The organism is Lamprobacter sp. (assembly GCF_034860625.1).
In the GTDB taxonomy this organism is placed as follows: domain Bacteria; phylum Pseudomonadota; class Gammaproteobacteria; order Chromatiales; family Chromatiaceae; genus Lamprobacter.
In genome coordinates this window covers 30162-55022 of record NZ_JAYESN010000012.1, presented here as the reverse complement: position 1 = coordinate 55022, position 24861 = coordinate 30162, and the positions used below count along the sequence as shown (strand labels likewise).

The 24861-nt window shown below is 62.4% G+C and carries 23 protein-coding genes; 13 read left to right on the top strand and 10 right to left on the bottom strand.

Features of this window, described 5'->3' with window-relative positions; genetic code table 11:
- The first annotated feature begins 2 nt into the window (after positions 1-2).
- A complete protein-coding gene (locus tag VBE63_RS05185) occupies positions 3-491 on the top strand; it encodes a peptidylprolyl isomerase (protein WP_323681934.1) in 489 nt (162 codons plus the stop codon).
- Between the two features lie 55 nt (positions 492-546).
- Positions 547-1353: a UDP-2,3-diacylglucosamine diphosphatase gene (locus tag VBE63_RS05180; protein WP_323681933.1), complete on the top strand. Its 807-nt coding sequence runs from the start codon at positions 547-549 to the stop codon at positions 1351-1353.
- Positions 1354-1460: 107 nt separating this feature from the next.
- Here VBE63_RS05180 and VBE63_RS05175 read toward each other — a convergent pair whose 3' ends face one another.
- The 3 genes from VBE63_RS05175 to VBE63_RS05165 are packed head-to-tail and all read right to left on the bottom strand — an operon-like array spanning position 1461 to position 4481.
- Positions 1461-1814 (bottom strand): hypothetical protein, encoded by a 354-nt coding sequence (locus VBE63_RS05175; protein ID WP_323681932.1) that lies wholly within the window; start codon positions 1812-1814, stop codon positions 1461-1463.
- Between the two features lie 2 nt (positions 1815-1816).
- Positions 1817-2896 (bottom strand): phytoene/squalene synthase family protein, encoded by a 1080-nt coding sequence (locus VBE63_RS05170; RefSeq protein WP_323681931.1) that lies wholly within the window; start codon positions 2894-2896, stop codon positions 1817-1819.
- Positions 2897-2939: 43 nt separating this feature from the next.
- Positions 2940-4481 (bottom strand): phytoene desaturase, encoded by a 1542-nt coding sequence (locus tag VBE63_RS05165; RefSeq protein WP_416274506.1) that lies wholly within the window; start codon positions 4479-4481, stop codon positions 2940-2942.
- Between the two features lie 267 nt (positions 4482-4748).
- Between VBE63_RS05165 and VBE63_RS05160 the strand changes: the two genes are divergently transcribed.
- The 8 genes from VBE63_RS05160 to VBE63_RS05125 all read left to right on the top strand — a co-directional run bounded on the left by VBE63_RS05160 (position 4749) and on the right by VBE63_RS05125 (position 14196).
- Entirely contained in the window at positions 4749-6755 is a 2007-nt protein-coding gene (locus tag VBE63_RS05160; RefSeq protein ID WP_323681930.1) for a DUF2868 domain-containing protein, read from the top strand.
- Complete coding sequence (locus VBE63_RS05155) at positions 6752-8194, top strand: GTPase/DUF3482 domain-containing protein (protein WP_323681929.1); 1443 nt, start codon at positions 6752-6754, stop codon at positions 8192-8194. The genes VBE63_RS05160 and VBE63_RS05155 overlap by 4 nt, the downstream gene beginning before the upstream one ends.
- 26 nt (positions 8195-8220) lie before the next feature.
- Entirely contained in the window at positions 8221-11031 is a 2811-nt protein-coding gene (locus tag VBE63_RS05150; RefSeq protein WP_323681928.1) for a monovalent cation/H+ antiporter subunit A, read from the top strand.
- Complete coding sequence (locus VBE63_RS05145; protein WP_323681927.1) at positions 11031-11360, top strand: Na+/H+ antiporter subunit C; 330 nt, start codon at positions 11031-11033, stop codon at positions 11358-11360. Before VBE63_RS05150 ends, VBE63_RS05145 begins: the two co-directional genes overlap by 1 nt.
- On the top strand, positions 11357-12925 hold the full coding sequence (locus VBE63_RS05140; RefSeq protein ID WP_323681926.1) for a monovalent cation/H+ antiporter subunit D: 1569 nt from the start codon (positions 11357-11359) through the stop codon (positions 12923-12925). The genes VBE63_RS05145 and VBE63_RS05140 overlap by 4 nt, the downstream gene beginning before the upstream one ends.
- 7 nt (positions 12926-12932) lie before the next feature.
- Entirely contained in the window at positions 12933-13424 is a 492-nt protein-coding gene (locus VBE63_RS05135) for a Na+/H+ antiporter subunit E (RefSeq protein WP_323681925.1), read from the top strand.
- Positions 13425-13510: 86 nt separating this feature from the next.
- Positions 13511-13807, top strand: coding sequence for a K+/H+ antiporter subunit F (locus VBE63_RS05130; RefSeq protein ID WP_416274505.1), 297 nt, complete (start codon positions 13511-13513; stop codon positions 13805-13807).
- Positions 13808-13809: 2 nt separating this feature from the next.
- The gene (locus tag VBE63_RS05125; RefSeq protein ID WP_323681923.1) at positions 13810-14196 is read left to right on the top strand and encodes a Na+/H+ antiporter subunit G; all 387 of its coding nucleotides are present in this window, start codon (positions 13810-13812) and stop codon (positions 14194-14196) included.
- 107 nt (positions 14197-14303) lie between these two features.
- Here VBE63_RS05125 and phbB read toward each other — a convergent pair whose 3' ends face one another.
- The 4 genes from phbB to VBE63_RS05105 form a co-directional block, all read right to left on the bottom strand.
- Positions 14304-15080, bottom strand: coding sequence for an acetoacetyl-CoA reductase (phbB, locus tag VBE63_RS05120; protein WP_323681922.1), 777 nt, complete (start codon positions 15078-15080; stop codon positions 14304-14306).
- 105 nt (positions 15081-15185) lie between these two features.
- On the bottom strand, positions 15186-15557 hold the full coding sequence (locus VBE63_RS05115; RefSeq protein WP_323681921.1) for a phasin family protein: 372 nt from the start codon (positions 15555-15557) through the stop codon (positions 15186-15188).
- Positions 15558-15800: 243 nt separating this feature from the next.
- Positions 15801-16283 carry a polyhydroxyalkanoate synthesis repressor PhaR gene (phaR, locus tag VBE63_RS05110; protein WP_323681920.1) on the bottom strand — a complete coding sequence of 161 codons (483 nt, stop codon included), beginning with the start codon at positions 16281-16283 and terminating at the stop codon, positions 15801-15803.
- A gap of 195 nt (positions 16284-16478) precedes the next feature.
- On the bottom strand, positions 16479-17663 hold the full coding sequence (locus tag VBE63_RS05105; RefSeq protein ID WP_323681919.1) for an acetyl-CoA C-acetyltransferase: 1185 nt from the start codon (positions 17661-17663) through the stop codon (positions 16479-16481).
- 254 nt (positions 17664-17917) lie between these two features.
- Between VBE63_RS05105 and phaE the strand changes: the two genes are divergently transcribed.
- From phaE to VBE63_RS05090, 3 genes are all read left to right on the top strand, one after another.
- On the top strand, positions 17918-19075 hold the full coding sequence (phaE, locus tag VBE63_RS05100) for a class III poly(R)-hydroxyalkanoic acid synthase subunit PhaE (protein WP_323681918.1): 1158 nt from the start codon (positions 17918-17920) through the stop codon (positions 19073-19075).
- A 380-nt stretch (positions 19076-19455) separates the two neighbouring features.
- Complete coding sequence (locus VBE63_RS05095) at positions 19456-20520, top strand: class III poly(R)-hydroxyalkanoic acid synthase subunit PhaC (protein ID WP_323681950.1); 1065 nt, start codon at positions 19456-19458, stop codon at positions 20518-20520.
- A gap of 214 nt (positions 20521-20734) precedes the next feature.
- Positions 20735-22336 (top strand): PAS domain-containing methyl-accepting chemotaxis protein, encoded by a 1602-nt coding sequence (locus VBE63_RS05090; RefSeq protein WP_323681917.1) that lies wholly within the window; start codon positions 20735-20737, stop codon positions 22334-22336.
- 54 nt (positions 22337-22390) lie between these two features.
- Here VBE63_RS05090 and VBE63_RS05085 read toward each other — a convergent pair whose 3' ends face one another.
- The 3 genes from VBE63_RS05085 to VBE63_RS05075 all read right to left on the bottom strand — a co-directional run bounded on the left by VBE63_RS05085 (position 22391) and on the right by VBE63_RS05075 (position 24852).
- Positions 22391-22855 carry an Lrp/AsnC family transcriptional regulator gene (locus VBE63_RS05085; protein ID WP_323681916.1) on the bottom strand — a complete coding sequence of 155 codons (465 nt, stop codon included), beginning with the start codon at positions 22853-22855 and terminating at the stop codon, positions 22391-22393.
- A 129-nt stretch (positions 22856-22984) separates the two neighbouring features.
- Positions 22985-23998 (bottom strand): hypothetical protein, encoded by a 1014-nt coding sequence (locus tag VBE63_RS05080; RefSeq protein WP_323681915.1) that lies wholly within the window; start codon positions 23996-23998, stop codon positions 22985-22987.
- The gene (locus VBE63_RS05075) at positions 23995-24852 is read right to left on the bottom strand and encodes a Fic family protein (RefSeq protein ID WP_323681914.1); all 858 of its coding nucleotides are present in this window, start codon (positions 24850-24852) and stop codon (positions 23995-23997) included. The genes VBE63_RS05080 and VBE63_RS05075 overlap by 4 nt, the downstream gene beginning before the upstream one ends.
- Positions 24853-24861: the final 9 nt, after the last annotated feature.

The following is a 24861-nucleotide window of genomic DNA, read 5'->3' as shown; positions in this document are numbered from 1 at the left end:
GCATGATCAAACTTCAGACCAACCACGGCGACATCCTGATCGAGCTCGATCACGACAAGGCTCCCGCCACCGCGGCCAATTTCGAGCAGTACGTGCGCGACGGCCACTATGACGGCACGCTGTTTCATCGCGTGATCGACGGCTTCATGATTCAGGGTGGCGGCATGGACGTCAACTTCGCCCAGAAACCCACCCGCGCACCGATCCAAAACGAAGCCAACAATGGCCTCAAGAACGCGGTTGGCACAGTCGCCATGGCGCGCACCAATGACCCGCATTCCGCCTCATCGCAGTTCTTCATCAACGTGGCAGACAACAGCTTCCTTGATCACCCAGGACAAGACGGCTGGGGCTATTGTGTTTTCGGCCGCGTCACCGAGGGCATGGATGTCGTCAACACCATCAAGAACAGCAAGACCGGCGGCCGTCAAGGACACCAAGACGTTCCCGTCGACGATGTGATCATCGAAAAGGCCGCGATCCTTGATTGAGTAACGGCTTGTCTTTTGGCATCCGCAGGGTCTCCGACAATCGCCGAATCAGCAGATGTCACCTCAGCAGCGCAAGCCGCCGCCCCCGCACCCTGCCGGTGCGGACCAGGTCTCGGCGGAGGCGAAGCCGACGACAGGCGAGAGACTGTTCATCTCCGACCTACATCTCTCGCCGCAGCGACCCGCACTTACCCGGCTATTCATCGAGTTTCTCGAGCAGCGCGCTCCCCGAGCCAGCGAACTATACATTCTGGGCGACCTCTTCGACGCCTGGATCGGGGATGATGACGACCCATTACCCGAGGTGCGCCTCGCATTCCAGCGCCTGACGGCACAACATAGGCGCTGTCTGGTCATGCATGGCAATCGCGACTTTCTGCTCGGCCGGCGGTTTGCCCGGACGACCGGCTGCGAACTGATCCCCGACCCCTGCCTGATCCAGCTCAGCGGCGAGCCCGTCTTACTGATGCATGGAGATGGACTCTGCACCGACGACCTGGCCTATCAGCGCTTTCGCCGGCGGGTGCGCAATCCGATCGCGCAACAACTCTTTCTCTGGTCACCCCTGAGCAAACGCCGCCGCATCGCCGCAAGCTATCGCCAGCGCAGCAAGGAGGCCATGATGGCCAAGCCCGAGGAGATCATGGATGTGAATGACAGCGCCGTCATCCGCCAGATGCGTCGCTTCAAGGTCCGGCGGCTGATCCACGGCCATACCCATCGGCCGCGGGACCATTTGATCCATCTGGATGGCCAGCCAGTCCTGCGGCAGGTGCTCTCCGACTGGCACGACGACTGCGGCGAGATTCTGGTCTATCAGGCGGGTAGTTGGCGGCGAGAGCCCTGGAGCAGGCGCCCTTAGATGAGCCCTTAGAGCAGTGCTTCGCGCCAATGCAAAACCGTTCAACGATGAGCAGTGAGCGCCAAGCAACCGGTCTCTGCATAGCGCGATCTCGGCCTGATGAGCCCCTAGCCGCTCGCGAAATCCAGCCCCAGCTTGTTGTAATGGGTCCGAATCAAGATCCAGCCGGTATAGGCGACGATCAGTGTCAAAAGCCCGAACAGATCGAACAGCGAGAGATACATCTTCAGATCCGAGAGAAAGAAGCCACCGATCAGCAATAGCGACGCGAAGGCCCCATAGAATAGGATGAAGGGCATGAAGGAGACGCCCATTGCGGACCAGACAGGATCGATCTCAACCTGACCACCATTGGCGCTTGCCCGCTCGCGGGCGCTGATCACTTGCTTACGATGCTGCGCGCTGCGCCAAAAGTAGAAAACGCCGAGCAGCAGCGCCACAAAGCCAATGTAATAGCTCACGATTAACCTCCTCCAGTAGACACCCGCATCAGACCGCCATCCTGACCGAGGGACGCCATCCGCTGACGCTCATCGAGGGTCGCAAATAGATCGAGGACCCAGATCAACTTCTCACCGACCGATTGCGGACTCTCTTGAACGGCCTGGCGCTGACTGGCACCCTGGCCAGATCCTAAAACCACCGCCCTAGACCTTTCCGGACGCGCCTTAGCCGCCGCTGCGCTGACCAAAAACTGATTCTCAGGCAGAGCCTGTTCCTCGCAGCTTCGGCCCGGGAAGGGGGTCGCCACAACCGCTCGGCTTAAGAGTGTCACCTTCCGACCCGGCGGCACAACCGCGCGCGTTGTCACGGAATCATAACCGTTGCGTGCCACCTCGCGACCAATCTCGGCATAGAGCAGACGAGCAGCGTAAATACCGGGTCGGCAGGGTACTGGCAATTTTGCGATGCCGGATTCGGCGCGCTGATAGATCTCCTCCGCCAGGTCCAGCACCCGCTTAATGACGGCGCCAACGGCATCGTTATAGGTCGGATTGGCCAACCAGGCCTCGACATCCAAGCCTTCCGCCCGCAGCCAGGCCTTGGGCAGGTAGACGCGACCATTGCGGGCATCTTCACCGACATCGCGGCAGATATTGGTCAACTGCATGGCCGTGCCGAGATCACAGGCGCGTGCCAGTACGCTCGGCGCCCGCACCCCCATGATGACGGTCATCATCGCGCCTACCGCAGCGGCGACCCTCGCTGAGTAGTCGAGTACGCCTTCAATGGTCTCGTAGGCACGTCCTTCCGCATCCCAGGCGAAACCTTCGAGCAAGGCTTCCGGCAGCGCACGCGGCACGTCAAAGCGCTCGACCGTGGCCGCAAAGGCACGATCAGAAGCTAGCGGCAACGGTCGACCCTGATACACGCGATCGAGCCGCTCACGCAGCTGCTCGAGGGCTGCTTGTTGATCCAACTGCTCGTCGATCGCATCGTCGGCGACACGGCAGAACGCATAGAGCGCCGCCGCTGGATCGCGGATCATCTTCGGCAGGAAGAAAGATGCGGCAAAGAACGACTTGGAGCCGGTACTTAGCATCTGCCGACAAGCAGCGAGATCAGCTGCTTCTGAGGTTTGGGTTTCACGCAAAAACAGAGGCATCGGGGACCACCGTATCCAGTACTCGGGCTGTCGAGATGACGCCGGGCACACCCGCCCCCGGGTGCGTACCAGCGCCGACCATGTAGAGGTGCTCGACCTCTTCGCTCTTGTTGTGCGGCCTGAACCAGGCGCTCTGCATCAGCACCGGCTCAAGGCTGAACCCCGCACCCTTGACCGAGCAGAGACGCTGCTCGAAGTCCTTAGGTGTGGTGATCAAAGACACCGCCAGCTCATCCTCAAGACCAGGCAGCAGGGTGTCGGAAAGGTAGGCCGAGATCGCGCGCCGATAGGGCTCTGCGCGCTCCGACCAGTCGATATCGGCATCCAGGTGCGGTACCGGGGCCAGCACATAGAAGGTATCGCAACCCTCGGGCGCTAGCGATGGATCGGTCGCGGTAGGCCGGTGCAGGTAGAGACTGAAATCGTCCGCCAGCACCTTGCGATCAAAGATATCCTTCAACAGACCCTTGTAGCGCGGCCCGAGCAGGATACTGTGATGCTTCACGTCTTCATAACGGCGCTTGGTGCCGAAGTACCAGACGAACAGCCCGTTCGAATAGCGCGCCTTGTCGAGCTTGCGATCGGTCCAATGCTGACGCTCGATACCCGGCAACAAATGCTTGTAGGTCCAAGCGACATCGGCATTGGAGACCACCACATCGGCGGCAATCTGCTCGCCATCCTTCAGCTTGACGCCAGTCGCCTTGCCCGCGACGACGGTGATTTCAGCGACCTCGGCCTTCAGGCGCAGCTCTCCGCCTTGTCCGCGTATCAGATCGACCAGCCCATTGATGATGGCGCCGGTGCCGCCCATGGCCGAGTGCACGCCCCAGTGGCGCTCAAGGTAGGAGATGAGCGTGTAGATCGAGGTGACAGTGAACGGATTGCCGCCAATCAGCAGCGGGTGGAACGACAGCGCCACGCGCAGCCGCTCGTTCTTCACATACTGCGAGACCATTGCATAAACGCTGCGGTAGCTGCGCAGCGCGACCATCTTAGGCACAATGCGCGCCATATCTTGCCAGTCCGTGAAGGGGACATGGCCAAGCTCGACAAAGCCGACCTTAAAGATCTCCTCGCTCGCCTTGATAAAGCGGTCATAGCCGGCAACATCCTCAGGCGCGATACGCTCCACCTGTGCGCGCATCGCATCGGCATCGCCATTGGTATCGAATACCACTCCGTCATCGAAACGGATACGATAGAAGGGGTCCATCGGGCGCAGGTCGATCTCATCCTTAAAGCTGCGGCCACACAGCTGCCAAAGCTCTTCGAGCAGAAAGGGGGCGGTGATGATGGTTGGGCCGGCGTCGAACTTGAAGCCATCGATCTCGTGCACATAGGCTCGACCACCCGGGGCATCCAATTTCTCGACTAGGGTGACCCGATAACCGCGCTTACCCAAACGGATCGCCGCAGCGAGTCCGCCGAAGCCGCTGCCGATGATCACGGCGTGAGGCTTGCGCACTGGATGCAGCGCATGCGCTGCAATGGTCCCGGCTGGGGGTGGATCGGTGGTCAAAGTGTCAACTCGCGCTGATGTCAATCATGCATGACAGTATAGCAGCCGGATTTTTCCATGTGCCAGCATCGACCATGGAATTCGTTCACGTCGATTGCCCTGTATCAAGCGAGGTACCGAGGGAGGTGTGGCGCTTGATCCACAGACCAAGGGCGGTATACCTTGCGCCCACAGTTGGTGATCGGCGGCGCCCTCATGCTGGACGCACCGCCCTGTTAAGCCATCCGGGCAAGCCCTCTTAAACGGTCAGTCGCACGCTTTACCTCAATGGTGTTTCATCTCAGGCGTCTCGCGCCAACTCAAAAAGGCGCTCATGTTGGCAAGCCTGGATCGCTACGTTGGCGCATCCCGGACCTGATCGACTTCGACTACTACGTCAGCGAGGACGAGCAACTGCTGCGCGAACACCCCTCCGCGCGCAAGCAGCTTGCCGAGCGCGACCGCCGTCTTTACAAGGAACAGATCGAGCCGGTGATCGGCGATACGGACGCGCATACCGCTCGGCATCGGAATCTAGCCCTGCGTTGGTGGCTCGAGCGGCGCCGAGGTCAGGAAGAGGCAGAGATCGCCGAGCTGCTCCCCGGACAGGCCTTCAAACGTGCGCAACGCTTTGTCGCCATGACGATGGGCCTGACGGGCTTCGCCATCGGCCTCGGCGCTGCTTCAACGCTGCTGCAATACGAAGGCGATCATCCTGTCAACGTCTCTTGGTATCTCTTTTGGCTCGTGTTGCTGCAGCTGATCCTGGTCGGCACCACGATCAGCCTCTGGTATGGCCGTCGCTCCAAGCTGGTCAAGGGCGCCACCCAGGACATCTCTTTTCTGGGCCAGGTATTGCGACCACTGTTCACCCGAGCCGCGCGCTGGGTACAAAAGCAGCGCGTCACCCATGTTCCGCCGGACCTCCAGGAGCGCGCCAAGACCAGGCAAGGCCTGCTGCAGGCCAACTTTGCACTCTACGGACCCGCGAGCTACCTGCCGGTGCTGATTCCAGCGCAGGTGTTTGGAATCGGTTTCAACATCGGCGCCATCCTGATGACCATGGCCCTGATCTGGTTCGCGGATCTCGGCTTCGGCTGGGGATCGGCGATGAACGTGAGCGCCGAGACCATTCAAGGCCTTACGCGCCTGATCGCACTGCCTTGGAGCTGGCTGCTAGGTGAAGGGGTCGGCCTGCCAACGCTGGATCAGATCGCAGGAACGCGCATCAGCCTAAAAGACCCTCTCTACGGGCTCGACGCCGGTCATCTTCGCTCTTGGCGCTGGTTCTTGGTGCTATCGGTCTTGACCTACGGCCTGCTACCGCGCATCGTCCTGCTCGGCTTCTCGAGGCTCAAGGAGCGACGGGCGCTGGCAGCCTTGCCCTTTACCCATCAGTCCGCTCAGGCGCCCTACGCGAGGATGATCACGCCGAGCCTCGAAACCAAAGTGGTGCCTGCTGGCGAGGGCCTGGAGATGCCCATTCCGGCGCCGCTCAAGCCGCTCAGCAGGCCAACCGCGGCGCCCCGACCGCCGAAGACCGAGGCGAACCCGACATCGCCTCCCAGCAAGGCCGACAGGCCCTCTGCCGAGCCATCACAAGCGCGCTCAGCACCCGGGCCTCAGCAATCCCCCTCGCCAAGCCCGCAACCAGCGCCTCAGCCGGCAGCGGATGAATCCAAGCCGACGCCCGCCTCGCCGACACGAGCACCCCAGCCGGAAGCTGAAGCTCCATCAACGCCACCTGAGCAACCGGACAGGATCAGCGATCCGACCAGCCTCGTGCCCATCGCGGCCGAGTCTGAGGCAACCCCAGAGGAGCAGGTCACTGTTGATGCCGATGCCTGCATACTCCTATTGCACATCGATGTCGCCGACCTGCTGGAGCAACAGGATCATGCTCGATTGCAGCAGCTGCTGCGCAGCCAGACCGGCTGGCGTGTCGCCGCTGCGGCGACCTTCGGGGGTGGTCGCGCGATGACCGATCAGACTGTCGACCTGATCAGCCATGCGATCTGGAGCGCGCCACCTCCCCGGATCGCCCTGATCCAGGATGGCTCGCAACCGCCGATCACGGAAAACCTCCGCTTTTTGCGCAGCATCCGCGCCGCCGCTGGCGAGCAGGCCCAGGTGTTAGTGGCGCTGATTGGCGATCCAGACGACGACGAAGATGATCCGCTGCCACCACTGAGCGATTTCGACTTTGCCGATTGGCAGCGCAAGATCGACCAGATGGGCGATCCTTATTTGCGCCTGGTCATGCTCTCGCCGCCTGATGATGATGAGGCCCCATGATAGAAGCGCAGGTTCCAACACTCGCCATCGTTGGTCATCCCAACGCCGGAAAATCGTCGGTCGTGGCGACGCTGACCGAGAACGACCGCATCGCCATCGATAAGCGCGCGGGCACCACGACGCGCTCCGACCAATATCCGGTTGATATCGATGGCAAGACGGTGATGCGATTCGTCGATACTCCCGGCTTTCAGAATCCGACCGATATCCTCGAATGGTTCCAGCGTCATCCAACTGAGATCGACCTCCCGCGCGCATTTCTTGACGCGCATGCCGACGACCGGCTTTACAGTCACGACTGCGCCCTGATGCAGCCGCTCGCCGATGGCGCCGGCATCATCCTCGTGGTCGATGGCTCCAAGCGCATCAAAGAGAAAGACCGCACCGAAATGGAGTTGCTGCGCCTCACGGGACGGCCACGCATGGCCATCCTCAACAACCTGACCAGCAACACCAAGCACATGGCGGCCTGGCAGGATGCGCTGAATAAGTCGTTCAATTCAGTACGCGAATTCAACGCGCATCGCGCCACCTATGCCGAGCGCATCGCCCTCTTGAACGCCCTCAAGGCCATCGATCAGCGCTGGGAGCCGATGCTGCATGGCACCGTGCGCGCGTTCGAGCGCGACTGGCGGCGGCGCATCGATCACAGCGTGGATAGCATCCTAGAGCTACTGCGCAAAACCTTGACCTTCAAGGTAGTCAAGATCGTCAAGGCGAATGAGCTCGGCTCGGATCGAGAGCGCGAGGCGATTCGCCAGCGCCTCACCGAGAGCCTGCAGGATGGACTGCGCAAACTCGAAAACGAGGCACAGGCCGAGATCCGGGGGCACTTCAAACACAACGTCTGGAACGTCCCACCGGGCTCTCTGCTGGTGAAAGACCTCTTCTCCGACGAGGTCGAGCGCCATCTCGGTCTCAACCGGCATCAGACGGTGCTCGCCAGTGCCGCCGCCGGCGCGGCGACCGGCGGCGCCATCGACCTTGGCGTCGGCGGTCTCTCGTTCGGCGCCGGCACCCTCATCGGCGCTGGCTTGGGTGGTGTGCTCGGGGTGCTCGGCACCTCGCAGCTGGCCAAGCTCGATATTCAACGCACGCTTGGCGTTGAGCGCTTCACGCTGGGTCCGGTCTCCAACCCACGCTTCCCGTTCATCTTGCTCGACCGCAGCATCCTCTACTGCGCACGCGCGATGAACTGGGCGCATGGCCGGCAAGCCGCCGATGAAAGCGCACCCAACCGGGTTCCGGATCAGGCCCCGAAGAAGCAACGTGGCTTCACCGAGGCCCTCGACAGCGAGGATCATAAGGCTCTAGCCAAGTTCTTTGCCGCGGCGCGCAAAGGAAAGCACTGCGCTCAGGAACAGCGCGTGAGAGAGATCCTATGCGGCCTGCTGCTGGATTTATCGACCGACAAGATTGACAGCCGCGCTAGCCTCTAAATTGGCATCTAAACCCGCCTCCACGCATGAACAGCCTCCCGCTGATCGTTCTGATCCCCTTCATCGGTGCCATGCTACCGCCCTGGGCCATGACCTCCGGCCGCCTCTGGTCGGCCTGGGTTACCGGTGGCGTTGCCCTGTCAGCACTGGCTTTGGTGGTTGTACCGGGCTTGGCCGTGATGCAGGGCGAGACGCTGATCTGGCAGCTGGACTGGTTCCCGGCGCTCGGGCTGTCGCTCGCCTTCCGGCTCGATGGCCTGGCGCTGCTGTTTGTGCTGATGATCCTCATCATCGGCCTGCTGGTGATCCTGTACGCGCGCTGGTATCTCGCGGAGCAGGACCCGATGGGCCGTTTCTACGCCTATCTGCTGCTGTTCATGGGCTCCATGCTCGGACTGGTGATGTCCGAGAACCTGATCCAATTGCTGATGTTCTGGGAGCTCACCAGCATCAGCTCCTTCCTGCTGATCAGCTATTGGCGCCAGCGTGCGGATGCCCGCCAAGGCGCGCGCATCGCGCTCGCGATCACCGGTGGCGGTGGGCTGGCCTTGCTCGGCGGCATCCTCCTGCTCGGTGAGATCGTCGGCAGCTACGACCTCAGCGCGGTGCTGGCCGCGGGCAAGAGTATCCATGCTGATCCGCTCTATGTGCCGGCACTGGTGCTGATCCTGCTCGGGGTGTTCACCAAGTCGGCCCAGTTTCCGTTCCATTTCTGGCTGCCGCATGCGATGGCGGCACCAACGCCAGTGAGTGCGTACCTACACTCGGCGACCATGGTCAAGGCCGGCGTGTTCTTGCTCGCGCGGCTGTTCCCGGCGCTCTCCGGCTCCGAGGCCTGGACCTGGATCGTCGCCCCCGTCGGCCTGCTGACGCTGCTGATCGGTGCTTATAACGCCTTTTTCAAACATGATCTCAAGGGCCTGCTGGCCTACTCGACCATCAGCCACCTCGGCCTGATCACGCTGCTGTTCGGCATTGGCACACCCTTGGCGGCGGTCGCTGGCGTGTTCCACATCATGAACCATGCGACCTTCAAGGCGTCACTGTTCATGGCCGCTGGCATCATCGACCATGAGGCTGGCACGCGCGATATGCGCCGCCTGGCTGGACTTTGGAAGTTCATGCCGCAAACCGGCCTGTTGGCGATGATTGCCGCCGCTGCGATGGCCGGCGTGCCGCTGCTGAATGGATTCTTGTCGAAAGAGATGTTCTTCGAGAAGACCGTCTACATGGCCCGCTTCGCCGAAAGCTTCTGGTTGTTGCCGGTGCTGGCGACGATTGCGGGTGCGCTGGCGGTCGCCTACTCGCTGCGCTTCATCCATGATGTCTTCTTCAACGGCACCGCAACCGACCTGCCCCGGCAACCCCACGACCCTGTGCGCTGGATGTTAGTGCCGGTCGAGGTGCTGGTCGTCATCTGCATTGCCGTTGGCATCTTTCCGGGCTTGACCTTCGGGCCACTGCTGGGCACGGCGGTCGGCGCCGTTCTCCAAGAGGCCACACCAGACTACAGCTTGAAGGTCTGGCACGGTTTTACCCCCGCACTCGGCATGAGCATGCTAGCGCTGGCCGGCGGGGCGCTGATCTACTGGATTCGCCAGCCCCTGTTCCGCTGGCACGAGCAGCTGTTCAGCAACATCGATGCACGCGCCCTGTTCGAGCGATTTGAGCGCGCCTTGCTCTGGAGCAGTCGCGCACTCGATCAGTTGATCCATCGTCGCTCACTGCAGCTCATGCTGGCGATCCTGTTCATCGCCGCGGCCATCATGCTGCTGATCGGCTTTTGGGGCATGCCAGTGCACGGCCGCACCGCCTTGACGCCACTTGATCCGGTCAGCATCGCTGCCGCCATCTGCCTCGCCGTCGGCGCTCTCGGCACAGTGATCCTGCACCGGCGGCGCTGGACTGCGCTGGTGATGCTGAGCGTGGTGGGACTGATCGTCGCGCTTGCCTTCGTCAAGTTTTCAGCGCCTGACCTGGCCTTGACCCAGCTCGCAGTCGAAATGGTCACCATCATTCTGCTCTTGTTGGCGCTGCACTTCCTGCCCAAACACACTCCTCGCGAATCCTCGCTGCCGCGTAAGCTGCGCGATCTGCTGCTGGCAACGCTCGGCGGCGGGCTCACCGCGCTACTGACCTGGGCGGTGCTGACCCGCCCTTACGACAGCATTTCCAACTGGCTACTCGAGAACAGCTTACCCGGCGGTGGTGGCACCAACGTCGTCAATGTCATCCTGGTCGACTTCCGTGGCTTCGACACCCTAGGCGAGATCACCGTACTGGCCATCGCTGCCATCGGTATCTATATGATGCTGCGCGATCTGCACCTGCCAGCGCCGCTCAGTGATTCAGCAGGCCGGCCCTGGAGCAGTGATGCCCATCCCCTCATCCTGGCCACCTTTTCGCGCCTGCTGCTGCCGCTCGCATTGATGGTCGCGGTCTTCATCTTCCTGCGGGGACACAACCTGCCGGGCGGTGGATTCATTGCCGGACTGATCATCGCGGTTGCCCTGATGATGCAGTATCTCGCCAACGGCATCGCCTGGACCAAGCCGCGCCTCTCTGGCGAGCTGCATCCGCTGATTGGTCTGGGCCTGCTCATCGCTACTGCCACTGGTCTTGGCAGCTGGTCTTTCGGCTACCCCTTCCTAACCTCGACTCACGGTCATCTGCACCTGCCCATCATCGGCGATATCGAGCTGGCCTCGGCCATGCTGTTCGATCTCGGCGTCATGATGGTGGTGATCGGCATCACCCTAGTGATTCTGATCCGGCTGGGTCGCATTGGCCTGGTGCAGCCTAAAGCCGCGCCCCCCAACCCCGACCTCAACAGCTGATGGAAGCCCTCATCTCTGGTGTCATTGGCCTGCTCACGGCTTGCGGCATCTACCTGCTCCTGCGTGCACGCACCTTTCCTGTCGTGCTTGGCATCACGCTGCTGTCTTATGCTGTGAACCTGTTCCTCTTCGTTATGGGACGCCTGAGTATTGGTGTACCGGCGATCCTCGAGCCAAACCGAACCGACTATGCTGACCCCTTGCCTCAGGCGCTGGTGTTGACCGCCATCGTGATCGGCTTTGGCATGACCGCCTTCGTCGTGGTCTTGTCACTGCGCGCACGCGCTGACCTCGGCAACGACCACGTCGACGGACACGAGCCGCCATGAGCCTGTTTGGCGAGCATCTGATCATCGCGCCCATCCTGGTGCCCTTACTCATCGGCATCCTGCTGGTGCTGTTGCGCGGCAGCGCGACGCCACTGCGCCGCACCATCAGCATGCTCGGTGTACAGTTGCTGCTGGCGGTCTCGCTTGGACTCCTGCTCCAGGTGGTGAATGGCGAGCTTCTGGTCTACCAACTGGGCAGCTGGGGCGCGCCTTACGGCATCGTGCTCGTCGCTGATCGGCTCTCGGCGGCAATGGTGACGCTGACGTCGGTGCTCGCCTTGTTCGCCATGATGCACGCCATCCAAGGCAGTGATCGGCGCGGGCGCCAGTACCACGTCCTGTTCCAATTCCTGCTCATGGGCCTGAACGGCGCCTTCCTGACCGGCGACCTGTTCAACCTATTCGTCTTCTTCGAGATCTTGCTAATCGCCTCCTACGGCATGCTCCTGCATGGCGGCGGTGCGGCTCGCAGCAAGGCCGGATTGCACTACGTTATCGTTAATCTGGTCGGCTCGAGCCTGTTCCTGTTCGCCGTCGGCACCCTCTATGGTGTGCTCGGCACCCTGAACATGGCCGATCTCTCGCTACGGGTCGCCGCGCTGGCGCCGGAGCATGTCGGCCCGGTGCGCGCCGCTGCGTTGCTCTTGTTCCTAGTCTTTGCGCTCAAGGCGGCCTTGGTGCCTCTGCACCTCTGGCTGCCGGGCGCCTATTCGGCCGCTGGGCCGGCCTCAGTCGCCCTGTTCGCCATCATGACCAAGGTCGGTGCCTATTCGATCATCCGCGTCGATAGCCTAATCTTCGGCGCCGAGGCCGGTCCGCTCGCAAACCTGGTGCAACCCTGGCTGCTGGTGCTTGGTCTGCTCACTATCCTCGTCGGCACCATCGGCGTCTTGGCCAGCCGCCACCTGGCCTTGCTAGTCGCGCATCTGGTGGTGATCTCAAGCGGTAGCATCCTGACCGCGTTTGGCCTTGGCAGCCAGGCAGCCATCAGCGCCGGACTCTATTACAGCTTCCAATCCGCTCTCGTCACCGCTGCCCTGTTCATGCTGACCGAGAACGTCGCCCGGACGCGAGGGGACTTTGCCGACCAGCTACGCGCCGGCCCGATGCTGCCAGCCGCCAACCTGCTCGGTGGCCTCTTCTTGGTGCTGGCCTTAGCGGTTGCCGGTGTGCCGCCACTCTCCGGCTTCATCGGCAAGGTCTTGATTATAAAGGCTAGTTTTGACTCACCCGCAATGGTCTGGATCATGGCCATCATCCTCAGCACCAGCCTGTTAACCCTGATGGCCTTAGCGCGCGCCGGCAGCACCCTGTTCTTCAAGACCGACACCCATGCCGGTGCCGCCACCCTGCCCAACGGGGCTCACCTGGTCCCGGTAGCCGCAGTGGCTAGCATCAGCCTGCTTTACGTCATCTTGGCCAGTCCGATCTACCGCTATACCGAAGCAGCGGCGTCTCAGCTACTGAACCCTGCGGGCTACATCGAGGCGGTCCTCGAGAGCAAGACGCTTGTTGACGGCGAGGCGGCGCCCGACGGCGAGCCGCCAGGCTCGGGCAAGCATTGATCAACCGATGAAAAAACAGCTACCACACCCGATCCTGTCGCTGATGCTGCTCGGCCTCTGGCTGTTACTGGTCAACTCGCTCAGCCCTGGGCAGATCCTCCTTGGCATACTGCTCGCTTGGCTGATCCCGCTCTATACCGCGCGCTTCTGGGTTGCTCAGATCCATATCCGACGGCCCCTGTTGCTGCTGCGACTCACCGGCACCGTGCTGGTGGATATCCTGATCGCCAACATCGCGGTCGCACGTCTCATTATTGGCCCTCAGGAGCGCATCCAGCCGGCCTTTATTCGCATGCCGCTGCGCGTACAGGGTAATGTCAGCATCAGCCTACTGGCGAATATCATCACCCTGACACCGGGAACGGTTTCAGCCTCACTCAGCCCAGACCGCAGCGAGCTCATCATCCATGCGCTGCAGGGAAACACCCCCGAAGCAACCATTGCCGAGATTCGTGAACGTTATGAGCAACCGCTGCTCGATGCACTGGAACAGACCTGATGCATGCGTGACGCTTAACCCGAGCTGGGGCGAGACCTGAGTCACCCCCCCAGCGATCAAGACACGGCATTGACGGAGACAAGGCGATGAACGAACTGGCCGAGATCGGGCCGATCCTGAACCTCGCGCTCGCGGTTGGCTTTCTCATGGTGACCGCGGCACTACTGCTGTCACTGTGGAGGCTGATCATCGGCCCGGATCAGCCCGATCGCATCCTCGCGCTAGACACCCTCTATGTGAACTCAATCGCGCTCTTGGTCCTCCTCGACATCAAGCTAGCTAGCAGCCTCTATTTCGAAGCCGCGCTGCTGATCGCCCTCTTTGGCTTTGTCGGCACCGTCGCCCTAGCCAAATTCCTGACACGCGGGGACATCATCGAGTGACTATGGAGCTTGCATCGCTGCTGATCGAGATCGTCGTCGCGCTACTGATCCTGATCGGCGCCAGCTTTACCTTGCTCGGTTCCTATGGACTGGTTCGCTTAGGCGATCTGTACGAGCGGCTACACACCCCAACCAAGGCGACCACGCTCGGTGTCGGCAGCCTCTTGATCGCATCCGGGGTCTACTTCAGTTGGCACGATCAAGGCGTCTCGCTGCATGAGGTGCTGGTCGCCCTCTTCCTCTTCATCACGGCACCGGTCAGCGCGCACCTCATTGCTAAGGCCGCGCTGCATCAACGCACCCCGAGCCGCTCTGGGCTACCGCCGGACAATCTGCTCGAAAAGCATGATGGGCATGGCACAGATCCCATCGACCAAGCAAAGCCATAAAAAAGGCCCGGCAAAGGGATGCCAGGCCGAAATGTCTCTTGGGAGAGAGACGAGGAGGACACTGAGTCGATGGGCCGCGAATGCGGCCCATCAGGGCACTAAACCCTTTAATGCATGAACAGGCCACCATTGACCGGTAGATTGGCACCGGTCACATAGCCATTAGCCTCATCGACCAAAAACGCGACTGCGCTAGCAATCTCCTCCGGTCGGCCCATGCGGCGCATCGGCACACTGGCGACGATGGCTTCGCGCACGTCGTCACGCATGGCCAAGGTCATCGCCGTCTCGACATAGCCGGGGGAAATGGTATTGACAGTGATGCCCTTTGAAGCACCTTCTTGCGCTAGTGTCATGGTGATGCCGTGCATGCCAGCCTTGGCGGCAGCATAGTTGGCCTGGCCAAATTGCCCACGCTGCCCGTTCACCGAGGAGATATTGACCACGCGCCCAAAACCGGCTTCGAGCATGTCTTCCCAGACCTGACGCGTGACGTTGAAGACGCTGTTCAGATTGACGTCGATGACGGCGCGCCACTGCGCCTCATCCATCTTCTTGAAGGTCTTGTCGCGGGTAATGCCGGCGCAGTTGATGAGCGCCGAAACCGGCCCCTGATCGGCTTTGATCGCGGCGATCATCCGCGCGCAATCCTCGAAGTCAGAGACATCGCCAGCGATGGTGTCGACCTTCAGACCTTCGCCAGCCAGATCGTTACGCCAGGCGAGGGCAGCCTCTTGCTCCGACGGGTGGTGGTTTGCAACCACACGCCAACCGTCTTGCGCAAGACGTCGGCAGATTGCTGTGCCAATGCCGCCAATGCCGCCGGTGACCAACGCCACGCGGCCAGCGGGCTGCTGGGCAGCCACTGTGTTTGAGTCAGTCATGTCAATCAGTTCCCCGTCTGCTGCGCGCCAAGAGCGGGCCCCAGGGGCGAGTCGCGAGCCCGCAGGCTCGCTCATCACCAGAGGCCCCATCTGGCAGGTCGCTCTTCAGGCCTTAGCAGCGGCCTCGACCAGGCTGCCACCCTTCCGCATCTCGGCAACGGTGGTCTCGTACCAGGCCCGATACTCGTCACGGGTCTCAGTCGCAAGCTCGAAGTTGGTCTTGGACTCAGCCATCACCTGCTCGCTGGCCTCTTTGGTCATATCGATCTGGGCCTTGTATAGATCGCTGTAGCCGCGGGCTTCAGTGGCAACGCGCATCAGTTTGGTGCCCTGCTCCATCCAACGGCCAAACAGGTCCATCTGACGAGTCGCCATGCGCTCAGCCATCTTCATGTTCAGCTCGCCTAATGCCGTCATGCGCTCGATGCTGTTGTTGGTCAGTTCGTTCAGGGTCTTCATGTTGTCATTGATGTTCATGGTGGTGCTCCGGTTTGTGCAGTGCAGCATTTGTTGCAGTGCACAATAGTCTCCGCCAGAGCCGCTGTCAAGGCACCCGAGCAGAAAAATGCTGCAGCGCAGCATTTGGGATTCTCAAATTGTGCAAAGACGAGCGGGAGGGGGCGAGGCCGATGCGCGCATCAGCGCCGAGAGGGGTGAGGCCCAGGTTCTTGAAAGGGAGCGCAGGCTAGAAGCCGATTGCAGGAAAAGCGAGACTGAGCCCTAGTCGCCCTTGGGATTGAGGTCAGGCTCGGGCTCTTGCTCTGCATGGCCGAAGCCTGCGGCGCGAAGAAACTCCTTCTGCGCATTGGCCCAGAGTTCGAGGTTGCGCTCGGTCATGCGGCCGATGAACTCGAACGGCTTGGCGCCCAGATCTTCGGCGAGATGCTGTTGTTGGCGGGCGAAGGCATCGAGCGACTGCTCGAGATAATGCGCGAACATCCCCTGCATGGTGCCGCCATAGAAGCGGATGATCTGTGCGAGCATGTTGGCGCTGAAGAGCGGCTCGCCGCCGGTCTCCTCCTCCAGCATGATCTGCAGTAGGATCGAGCGCGTCAGATCGGCGTCATTGGCGGTATCCAAGACCCGAAACGCCGTACCTTGCATGACCAGCGCACGCACGTCCGCCAGCGTAATGTAGCGGCTCAGCTCGGTGTCATAGAGCCGCCGATTCGGATATTTTTTGATGATGCGTTCGGCGGTCATCGCATGAACCTGTCAGGTCACTCACCCATCGCCTGAGTGTAGCCCAGCACGAAGACGCGCAAACTGTGTGGGATCAACGCATTGCACCCCATGCAGCAACGCTCGGGCGCGATTGATGGCGTCAGGCATCAGCAGAGCGGCCGGCGTACTGGGAAGATCCAGCGGCCGGCTCGCCGAGCCAATGCCGTGATCCGATCAGTCGCGCGCCACCGCCAAGGCCACGCCCTGACCACCACCAATGCAGAGCGTTGCCAGGCCCTTCTTCGCATCGCGCCGCTGCATCTCATGCAGCAGGGTCACCAGCACCCGCGCGCCGGAGGCGCCGATCGGATGGCCAATCGAGATGGCTCCGCCGTTGACGTTGACCTTGTCTTGGTCCCAGCCCATCTCTTGGTTGACCGAGAGCGCCTGCGCGGCGAAGGCCTCGTTGGCCTCGATCAGATCCAGATCGGCGACCGTCCAGCCAGCTTTTTCCAAGCACTTGGTCGAAGCCGGGATCGGGCCGGTACCCATGATCGCCGGGTCAACACCGGCGCTGGCGAAGGCGACGACGCGCGCCAACGGCGTCAGGCCCAGCGCCTTGGCCTTGGACTCACTCATTACCAGCACGGCAGCCGCACCGTCGTTGACGCCGGAGGCATTGCCCGCGGTGACGGTGCCCTCCTTATCGAAGGCGGGACGCAGCTTGCCCAGGGTTTCGGTGGTCGTGCCCGCGCGCGGGAACTCATCGCGGTCGAATATCACAGGGTCGCCTTTGCGCTGCGGCACCTCGACCGGCACGATCTCGTCAGCAAACCGATTGGCTGCCTGCGCGGCCTCGGTCTTCTGCTGCGAATCAGCCGCGAACTGATCCTGGAGATCGCGCGAGAGGGCATACTTCTTCGCGATGTTCTCGGCGGTGACGCCCATGTGACACTGATTGAAGGCATCCATCAGGCCATCGCTGAGCATGGTATCGACCATCTTCCAGTCGCCCATGCGCTGGCCTTGGCGCGAGCCCGGAACCACATGCGCGGACTGGCTCATGCTTTCCTGACCACCGGCGATCACCACCTCGGCCTCGCCCAGCGCCACCGCCTGCATCGCCAGATGCACCGCCTTGAGCCCGCTGCCACAGACCTTATTGATGGTCATCGCCGGCACCTTGTGCGGCAAGCCGGCGTTGAGCGTGGTCTGGCGCGCCGGGTTCTGACCAACGCCCGCTGCCAGCACTTGCCCCAAGATGACCTCGTCGACCTGCTCCGGCTCGAGTCCGGTCCTGTCCAACAGCGCCTTGACCACGGTAGCGCCAAGCGCTGTTGCGGGCAGCGAGGCGAGGCTACCGCCGAAGTTTCCGACTGGGGTGCGCACAGCGGCGACGATCACGACATTCTCTGGCATGGGATGTCCTCCTCAGGATAAGACTCAACGTAAAGATCAGGCTCGTGCGGCAAGCCCCTACCACGAGCCAAGGATCATAAAGCGTTTGTGTGTGATGCATGTGAGTCGCGCACGCCGGGACTGACTCGAGTGAGCGGTTTCGCGTCGCGCGCCGCGGAGTCTGCTGAGTCTACGGCCTTTTGTTGCAGTGCACAAATTTCCGTGCTAGCTTCGTCCACACACGATCAGAGGAGGCCCTGGCAGGGGTAAGCACCATGACACAAAACGCATTCTTCGACGACAGCTGGCTCAAGCTGCAACGTGACTATTGGGATGGACTGGCCAAGATGGGCCGACAGGCGATGGGCGTGGAGAGCAGCAGCCCAGCGAGCAACAGCGCGTCAGCGCCTTGGCTGGCGGCGATGGAGCAGTGGCGCAAGGCACTCGCTCCGGCGGCAAGCGACCCGGCGCGCGACTTCATGCAACGCTTGATGGACCAGGGTCAGGCCTACTTCAGCCTTGCCGAGCAATTCACCAAAGGCCTTAGTGACACGGGTCTCGGCCAGGGCGGCGACAGTAGCCGCGCTTGGGACTGGCTCAACCAGACCATCGAGCAGATGCAGAAAGGCTTCAGCGGCCTCGGCGCGGACCAAGACGAAAGCCTGCGCCGGATGCTCGGCTTCTGGGAGATGCCGCTCGACAACTGGCAGCGGATGATGTCATCGCTCTCGCCGATGATGCCCGGCGACCTGCTGCGCAACATGCCACACGGGATGATGCGTGGGCCGATGCAAGAAGGGCTGGAAAAGATGCTCTCGGCGCCAGGTCTTGGCTACAGCCGCGAAGAGCAGGCCCAGTATCAAGACCTGATGCGCGCCGGCATCGATTACCAGCGCGCCTTCCAGGACTACAGCAGCTTCTTCAATCAGCTCGGCATCAAGGCCCTGTACCGGCTGCGCGATCTGCTGCAGCAGAAATCCGAGGCTGGCGAGACCATCGACTCGGCGCGCGGCCTCTATGACACTTGGGTCGGCTGCTGTGAGGCGGTCTACGCCGATGAGGTCATCACGCCGGACTACTCGCGCGTGCATGGGCGCCTGATCAACGCCCAGATGGCGCTCAAGCAGCGGCTCTCGGTGATGGTCGACGAATCGCTCGGCGCCATGAACATGCCCACCCGTGGCGAGCTGCGCACCTTGCAGGATCGCTTGCAGGAGACTCGACGCGAGAACAAGCAGCTACGCCAGCAGCTTGACCAGATCCAGCGCCGGCTCGCCACCTTGCCGGCGGGCACGCCTGCCGGAAGTGAGGCGAGCACCAACGCCAGTACAGGTGGATCGACCAGCAGCGGCACGACCACCGGCGCGACGAAGAAGACCAGCGCGCGTAAGAAGACAGTGGCGAAGCCAATCACCCAATCCGATGCCAACTGATGCCGCATCCTCGACCTGCTGATCGAGGATCCAGCGCGGATCAAGACGAGGCGTGTTGCTCAGCCAGTGATTCAGCCGGCAGCTCAGCCCGGAACGCGCTGCGACGCTTGGCAACAGCCGACGCCGGCCGCAGCGCCACATCCAGCGCAACCGCCGCCAGTACGCGCTTGCGTACAGCGTCTCAGGCCTCGGCCAACGCCTCGACGAGCCTGGCGAACGAGGCCGCCGCCAAGCTCGTGAAAGCCGCGCACCCCGAACTCGCCCTTGGACTGAGACCACCCCGAGCGGGCCAGATCAACACCACTAACTTACACCCTAAGCACAACAGGGACACCGCCAAGACGGGTCCGGACCAACACTCTACAGAGGAGCGCCACCCCATGTTTCCGATCGATATCCGCCCCGACAAGCTCGGCGAGGAGATGCTCGAGTACAGCCGCAAGCTCGGCCAGGGCATGCAGAACTTGCTCGAGGCCGGCGACATCGACAGTGGCGTCAGCCCCAAGGATGCGGTTTATCGCGAAGACAAGCTGGTGCTCTATCGCTATCAGCGCCCGGCAGAGGTCGCCCAACAGGCGGTGCCGCTGCTGGTCGTCTACGCGCTGGTTAACCGTCCCTACATGACCGATATCCAGGAAGACCGCTCGACCATCAAGGGTCTGCTCGCCACCGGCCAGGATGTCTATCTAATCGACTGGGGCTATCCAGACCAAGCCGACCGCTCGCTCACCCTCGACGACTACATCAACGGCTACATTGATCGCTGCGTTGATCACATACGCCACACCCACGGCGTCGATAAGATCAACATTCTCGGCATCTGCCAGGGCGGCAGCTTCAGCCTCATGTACAGCGCGTTGCACCCGGACAAGGTCCGCAATCTAGTCACCATGGTGACCCCGGTCGACTTCAAGACCCCGGACAACATGCTGTCGAACTGGGTGCAACACGTCGATGTCGACCTCGCCGTCGACACCATGGGCAATATCCCCGGCGAGCTATTGAACTGGAGCTTCCTGTCGCTGAAGCCGTTCAGCCTCACCGGCCAGAAGTACATCAATATGGTCGACATGCTCGACAAGCCCGAGAAGGCCAAGAACTTCCTGCGCATGGAGCAATGGATCTTCGATAGTCCCGATCAGGCCGGCGAGACCTTCCGCCAGTTCATCAAGGACTTCTATCAGCAGAACGCCTTCATCAACGGCACCGCCCGCGTCGGCGAGCGCCCGGTCGATCTGAAGCAGATCCGCTGCCCGGTGCTCAACATCTATGCGCTGCAGGATCATCTGGTGCCGCCGGATGCGTCCAAGGCGCTCAATGGCCTAACCGGCAGCGAGGACTACACCGAGCTCGCCTTCCCCGGCGGCCATATCGGCATCTATGTCAGCGGCAAGGCGCAGAAAGAGGTCACGCCGGCCATCGGCGACTGGCTGAACGCGCGCTGAGGCGCTGAATCACCCCCCAACGCGACCCGAATGGAGCCCGGGTCCGGCGTGTGCTGAACGCGCCGGCCCCACTCCCACGTTCCCGATGATGCGCGCTCCATAACCCCTCTGTTTATAAGGATTGGCGCTGCCACAGAGATTCCTCTAAGTTAGGCGCCTAAGGATATCCGGCAACGGATGCGGCAGGGGGGCCGGAATCAACCAGGGGATTTCCATGCGCATCAATCAGCCAGTCACCCAGCAACGCGTTCCAGTCGCAGCGGATGCGACCATCCTCTCGACCACCGATCCCAAGGGCCGGATCACCTACATCAACGAAGAATTCGAGCAGATCAGCGGCTACAACCGCGCTGAGCTGCTCGGCCAGCCGCACAACATCATGCGCCACCCGGATATGCCGCGCCGGGCCTATCAGCAGATGTGGTCATGCCTGCTCGCGGGTCGCTCATGGATGGGCATGGTCAAGAACCGCTGCAAGAACGGCGACTATTACTGGGTCCATGCCTATGCGACCCCGATCCTCGATGAGCACGGCGAGATCGTCGAGATCCAGTCGGTCCGCCAGGCCCCGCCGAGCGAAGCAGCCGTGCAGCAGGCCGAGGCAATCTACGCCCAACTGCGCACCTCGGAGCCAAACCAGGGCGAGCTAGCACCAAGCCCAGATGCAAAAGGCGCTTTCGGTCTTCGCGAGCGATTGTTGACGCTGTTGCTGCCAGCGCCGTTGGTCGCCAGCCTTGCTGCGCTCGTTGGCCTGCCCTCCCTGCTGGTAGCAGGGCTCAGCATTATCGCCGCAGCGCTGAGTGGTTACGGTCTGCTACGCCTATGGCGTGGACTTGCAGCCACGGTGGCCGAGTCACAACAACTGATTGATGACCCACTCGCCGAGCAGGTCTACATCGATCGCAACGACGAGACCGCCCACCTGCGACTCGCCATGCTGAAACTGCGCACGGAGATGTCGGCGGTCCCCAAGCGGCTGGCCAACGTCACCGATTACTTACAGCAGGTTGGGGCTCAGGCTGGCGAGGCCGTCGCCGAGACCCGCGCCCAGGCGCAGCAGCAGACGATGGAGACGCTACAAGTTGCCTCGGCCATGGAAGAGATGGCGCAGAGCGTGCAGGAGATCGCCCGCAACGCCTCCGTCGGTGCTCAGATCAGCGAGCAAGTCCGCGAGCAGGCCGACCAGGGTATGGAGGCCGTTCGGCAGAGCGCCGAGGCCGTGCGCACCCTAGTCGAGCGCATGCGCGGCTCCTCACAGTTGACCCACCAAGTGGCTGAAGAAGCCAGGCGCATCGGCGCCGCCCTCGATCTGATCCAAGAGATCACCGAGCAGACCCATCTACTCGCCCTCAATGCCACCATCGAGGCGGCTCGCGCCGGTGAGGCTGGGCGCGGCTTCTCTGTGGTCGCCGAGGAGGTGCGCGTGCTCGCCGACCGCACCTCCGCCGCCACCGCCGAGATCAAAACCATCACGCACTCACTGCAGGAAGGAACGAGTCGCGCCGTTGCCGCCATGGACGAGAGCAGCGAGCGTGCCACGCATAGCCTGACCCTGGCCGACGAATCCCATCAGGCCCTGGAGCTGATCCGCGCCGCCGTGGCCTCGATGCAGGAGATGAGCCTGCAGATCGCCAGCGCCACCGAGGAGCAAAGCGCCACCACGGAAGAGATCAACGCCAGCATCAACAACATCGATCAGTTGGCACGCGAGGTCCAGAACTACACCGAGCAAGCTGGGTCACGGGTCAGCGAGCTTGGGGAGCTCATCGACCATGCCGCTCGGCTCGCGCGACGCTTCGCGCATCCTGGGGCCTGAGCAGGATCAAGGAACGCCAATTGGCGTTCTAAAGAACGCAAGCCGGCGTTGATTTCAGCCGAGCGGCAGCGCGGTACGCTCTAGCACCTGCCGGAGCACGAAGCTGGAATGTACCCCGGAGACGCCCTCGATACGGGTGATCTTGTGCAGCAGCAGCTCCTGGTAGGCCTCCATATCACGCACGATCACCTTGAGCTGATAATCAGCATCGCGCCCGGTGATCAGCGAGCACTCCAGCACCTCCGGCAGCGTCGAGACGATGGCATCGAAGTTGGCGAAACGCTCCGGGGTGTGTTTGTCCATCGAGATGCTGATGAAGGCGATGAGATCCAGCCCCAGCCGCTTGGCATCAAGCATCGCCCGATAACCGGCAATGATGCCGGCCTCCTCCAGCGCCCGCACCCGGCGCAGGCAAGGCGAAGGCGAGAGGCCGATGCGATCGGCCAACTCCTGATTGCTGATACGCCCTTCGGCTTGCAGAATCTCGAGGATGTGGCGGTCGTAGCGGTCGAGTGTCATGGTGGTGGACGTATTGATACAAAAACCTGGAGCAGCCATAGGTGCTGATTCGCGGGCATAGGCCCATCATCTGCCGAGGGTCTTTGCTCAATCATACCGGCCGATCCAATCGGACAAGGAGCGCGCTGCTTACCAGGCGCCTAAGACTCGATACTGCTCGCGCTTGTCGGCGAGCGCCGGATTCTCTGGCAAGCGCCGGAGCGCGGCCCTTAGGTACCCAGCCGCAGAGCCATAGTCGCGCTGCTGCTCGCAGACCTGAACCAAGCGCAACAGCACCTCCGGGGTCCGCGGCTGACCGCGGTTGAGGACTTCTAACAGGGTTCGCGCGCGCGAATAGTCGGCTTGCAGGCCAGCCAGGGAGGCCTCGCAGAGGTGGTGCTCAAGGGTGGGCAGTACCCAGTCTTGCAGAAGTGCGACGGCGTCTGATACAGGGTCGGAAACGGTGTCCGAGTCATATTCGGAGCCGGAACCGGAGCCAGAACCGGAGCCGGCTTCACTCGCCGCTGTCCCTGCTCGCCGCCAGGTTCTAGGCAGCAGCCAGCCAGCACGGGTTGGAAGGGCCGAACCTGCGACACCGGGCAGCGCCAACAGCCGGCCTGGGCACCAGTTGGCATCCACGGCAGCGCCCGTTGAATCGACTGGCATCAGTGCCGGCAATGGATCGGTCCGCCAGCGGCTCAGCCGCGCATGCGCGGCCAGCACCCGCGCCAGCGCCGGTGTGCTGCGCGCCTGCTCGGCGCTCGCGCCGAACAGCTCACGCTCCAGAGCGGTGCTATCGGTGGCGGCGAGCCTCGCCCCATCCAGCGCCGCCTCAACTGCCGGCGCGGCGGCGCCAAGCTGGCTGACCAGCTGCACCAACACGCCAGCATCCGTCAACTGTCCGGCCTCGTGACAACGTGCCGCGAGGATGCCGAGCCAGCCTGCGCACAGGTGCTCGTCGCCCGCCAGCACCGCGGCCACGGCCTCATCATGATTCGAAAGCTCAGCCCGCACATCCAGTAGACGACGGCTCAACAGCCAGTGGCTGCCGTCGGCACTTGGGTGCGTGAGTCCGATCACCAGAGCATCCAGCGCGGAGTCTCCCGCTCGGCAGGTGCCGATGCCAAAGAGGCTGCGCAGTGACTTCAACAAACCTGTCGTCATGGTCGCCCTCCGTCAGAGCCCGCCCGCGCCCTGCGCGCGGCCTGTTGCTCCCGGGCGCCTTCGATCAGTGCCTGCGTGGTCGCGTAGGCCTCCCGGCAGAGGGCGATGAAGGCCGTCTCAAGCTCCGGCCTTGGCCAGACACCTGTGCCCAGCGTCAGCGGACCCACGGCAAGCTGGTAGCCAGCCAAGGTGTCGATATACCGCTTGCGCTCGCGGACATCGATCACCACCGGCAGATGCCCGGACCGCAACGGGGGTAAGTTGGCGAGCAACCGCGCCAAGCGCCCATTGCCGTCCCAGAACGGATGGATGTGCACGAAACCCAGATGCAGCCTCGCGTAAGCGATCAGCGCCGCCTCTTCGTCCAGCGGCTCCGCCCCCAGGCGATTCAGTTCCGCGAGCCAAGTGTCCATCAACACCGGCACGTCAGCCGGCGCTGCGTATTCGATGAAGGTCTGCCGACACTCCCCGGTCACCGCATAGGTTCCGTTCGGCTCGAGCTTCCAGGCACCGATGGGCTTATAGATGTCGGTGACGATGCACGTCTGCACCGCGCGATGCAGATCGAAAAGCTGCGCTGGCGTCACCGGCCGCGCCGTCCACTCATTGAGCAGTCCGTACAGCAGCTCGATGGCGCGGGCGTGGCCGACCACCTCTTCGTGATCCTTCAGCGGCTTGCCGGAGACCGTGAGCCCCTCCTCGATGACGAACTTGGTCTCGCCGAGGGTCAGGGTGTTGCCTTCCAGCGCCGTGGAGCCATGGGTCCAGAGATCCCGAACCTGGGCCAGCAGCGAACGCTGGAGGTCTGGGTCCAGGCCGGCTAGGGGGGCGAGCTTCGGCAGAGGCGTGCTCATGTTCCGCAC

Bases quoted from the DNA above. Each gene is read 5' to 3' on its own strand.
- phaR (WP_323681920.1), bottom strand. From the start codon at position 16,283: ATGACCGCCGAACGCATCATCAAAAAATATCCGAATCGGCGGCTCTAT.
- VBE63_RS05075 (WP_323681914.1), bottom strand. From the start codon at position 24,852: ATGAGCACGCCTCTGCCGAAGCTCGCCCCCCTAGCCGGCCTGGACCCA.
- VBE63_RS05130 (WP_416274505.1), top strand. From the start codon at position 13,511: ATGAACGAACTGGCCGAGATCGGGCCGATCCTGAACCTCGCGCTCGCG.
- VBE63_RS05145 (WP_323681927.1), top strand. From the start codon at position 11,031: ATGGAAGCCCTCATCTCTGGTGTCATTGGCCTGCTCACGGCTTGCGGC.
- VBE63_RS05080 (WP_323681915.1), bottom strand. From the start codon at position 23,998: ATGACGACAGGTTTGTTGAAGTCACTGCGCAGCCTCTTTGGCATCGGC.
- VBE63_RS05085 (WP_323681916.1), bottom strand. From the start codon at position 22,855: ATGACACTCGACCGCTACGACCGCCACATCCTCGAGATTCTGCAAGCC.
- VBE63_RS05125 (WP_323681923.1), top strand. From the start codon at position 13,810: ATGGAGCTTGCATCGCTGCTGATCGAGATCGTCGTCGCGCTACTGATC.
- VBE63_RS05180 (WP_323681933.1), top strand. From the start codon at position 547: ATGTCACCTCAGCAGCGCAAGCCGCCGCCCCCGCACCCTGCCGGTGCG.
- VBE63_RS05105 (WP_323681919.1), bottom strand. From the start codon at position 17,663: ATGCCAGAGAATGTCGTGATCGTCGCCGCTGTGCGCACCCCAGTCGGA.
- VBE63_RS05155 (WP_323681929.1), top strand. From the start codon at position 6,752: ATGATAGAAGCGCAGGTTCCAACACTCGCCATCGTTGGTCATCCCAAC.
- VBE63_RS05160 (WP_323681930.1), top strand. From the start codon at position 4,749: ATGGTGTTTCATCTCAGGCGTCTCGCGCCAACTCAAAAAGGCGCTCAT.
- VBE63_RS05150 (WP_323681928.1), top strand. From the start codon at position 8,221: ATGAACAGCCTCCCGCTGATCGTTCTGATCCCCTTCATCGGTGCCATG.
- phaE (WP_323681918.1), top strand. From the start codon at position 17,918: ATGACACAAAACGCATTCTTCGACGACAGCTGGCTCAAGCTGCAACGT.
- VBE63_RS05135 (WP_323681925.1), top strand. From the start codon at position 12,933: ATGAAAAAACAGCTACCACACCCGATCCTGTCGCTGATGCTGCTCGGC.
- VBE63_RS05185 (WP_323681934.1), top strand. From the start codon at position 3: ATGATCAAACTTCAGACCAACCACGGCGACATCCTGATCGAGCTCGAT.
- VBE63_RS05095 (WP_323681950.1), top strand. From the start codon at position 19,456: ATGTTTCCGATCGATATCCGCCCCGACAAGCTCGGCGAGGAGATGCTC.
- VBE63_RS05090 (WP_323681917.1), top strand. From the start codon at position 20,735: ATGCGCATCAATCAGCCAGTCACCCAGCAACGCGTTCCAGTCGCAGCG.
- phbB (WP_323681922.1), bottom strand. From the start codon at position 15,080: ATGACTGACTCAAACACAGTGGCTGCCCAGCAGCCCGCTGGCCGCGTG.
- VBE63_RS05115 (WP_323681921.1), bottom strand. From the start codon at position 15,557: ATGAACATCAATGACAACATGAAGACCCTGAACGAACTGACCAACAAC.
- VBE63_RS05170 (WP_323681931.1), bottom strand. From the start codon at position 2,896: ATGCTAAGTACCGGCTCCAAGTCGTTCTTTGCCGCATCTTTCTTCCTG.
- VBE63_RS05140 (WP_323681926.1), top strand. From the start codon at position 11,357: ATGAGCCTGTTTGGCGAGCATCTGATCATCGCGCCCATCCTGGTGCCC.